Origin of the sequence: Acrocarpospora phusangensis, assembly GCF_016862995.1 — a bacterium.
Taxonomy (GTDB): Bacteria; Actinomycetota; Actinomycetes; order Streptosporangiales; family Streptosporangiaceae; genus Acrocarpospora; species Acrocarpospora phusangensis.
Window position 1 is genome coordinate 1 of record NZ_BOOA01000197.1, and the last position, 1,444, is coordinate 1,444.

1 protein-coding gene is annotated in these 1,444 nt (G+C 66.4%); it reads right to left on the reverse strand.

All coding sequences use genetic code 11. The features are described from left to right. Window positions 1–33: 33 nt before the first annotated feature. Window positions 34–1,332 (reverse strand): IS256 family transposase, encoded by a 1,299-nt coding sequence (locus Aph01nite_RS40880; protein ID WP_373872396.1) that lies wholly within the window; start codon window positions 1,330–1,332, stop codon window positions 34–36. Window positions 1,333–1,444: the final 112 nt, after the last annotated feature.

Here is a 1,444-nt window from a genome sequence, read left to right on the forward strand (position 1 = left end):
CGAGCAATAGTCAATATCTGTGGATCAAGAACTTCAGGCAGCTATCGAGGAGGGGTCCTCGGTGGGAGCGTCGTCGGGTCGTTCGACGAGCTTGCCGTTGACGAATCTCGCTCCGGCGCGGACCAGTGCGACCAGGTGGGGGGCGTTGACCGCACGCCAGCGAGTCTGAGCGGATTCGATCAGTTTGAAGGCCATGGCCAGCCCGGCGGCCCGCGAGCCGGGACCCTTGGTGACCTTGGTCCGGTGCCTGACGGTCGCGAAGGTCGATTCGATCGGGTTGGTCGTGCGCAGATGCACCCAGTGGTCGGCCGGGTAATCGTAGAAGGCGAGCAGCTCGTCGAGGTCATCGGCCACTTTGGCCACGGCCTTGGGATATTTGGCGCCGTAGGTGTTGCGGAAGTCCTTCACCGCGTTCTGGGCGTGCTCCTTGTTCTCGGCGTTCCAGATCTCGGCCAGGGCCTTCTTCGCGGCGGGGTGCGCCGACCTCGGGAGCGCCCCCAGCACGTTGGCAATTTTGTGAAACCAGCATCTCTGCTCTCTGGCCTGCGGAAACACCTCACGTAACGCAGCCCAGAACCCGAGCGCGCCATCGCCGACCGCCAGGATCGGCGCGTTCATTCCGCGCCGCTTGCAGTCGCGGAGCAGGTCGGCCCAGGACTCGGTGGACTCGCGGTAGCCGTCGGCCAGGGCGATGAGCTCCTTGCGGCCGTCGGCGCGGACTCCGATCATCACCAGCAGGCAGAGCTTGTGCTCTTCCAGGCGGATGTTGACGTGGACTCCGTCGGCCCAGAGGTAGACGTAGTCGACGCCGGACAGGTCGCGGGCGGCGAAAGTGCGCTGGTCGGCCTTCCATTGCTCGGTCAGCTTGGTGATCACCGGTGCGGACAGGCCCGCGGTGGAGCCGAGGAACTGGCCGAGGGCGGGCACGAAGTCTCCGCTGGACAGGCCGTGCAGGTAGAGCAGAGGAAGTACTTCGGTGATCTTCGGGGTCTTGCGCGCCCAGGGCGGCAGGATCGCCGAGGAGAACCGCCGACGCTCGCCGGTCTCGGCGTCGATGCGCTTGTCGTTGACGCGGGGGGCGGTGACCTCGATCGCGCCGGCCGCGGTGAGGATCTCGCGGCTCTGGTGGGAGCCGTTGCGCACGACCAGGCGGCGGCCGTGTTCGTCACGTTCGCCGACGAAGGCGGCGATGTAGGCGTCCACCTCGGCCTTCAATGCTTCGGCGAGCATCCGGCGGGCGCCTTCGCGGACGATCTCGTCGATCAGCGAGGACGAGCAGGAGCCGCCGGGCGTGTGGTCGCCGTCGGCGGGGTCAGGGACTACGGTGAGCAACGGGTGTGCCTTCCCGACCGGCGTTGGCGCGTCGGTCATGCTTGAGGATTGACATGATCATCGGGAAGGTACACCCCCTTCCCCGCAGATCCACAGATCTCAAGCATTGCTC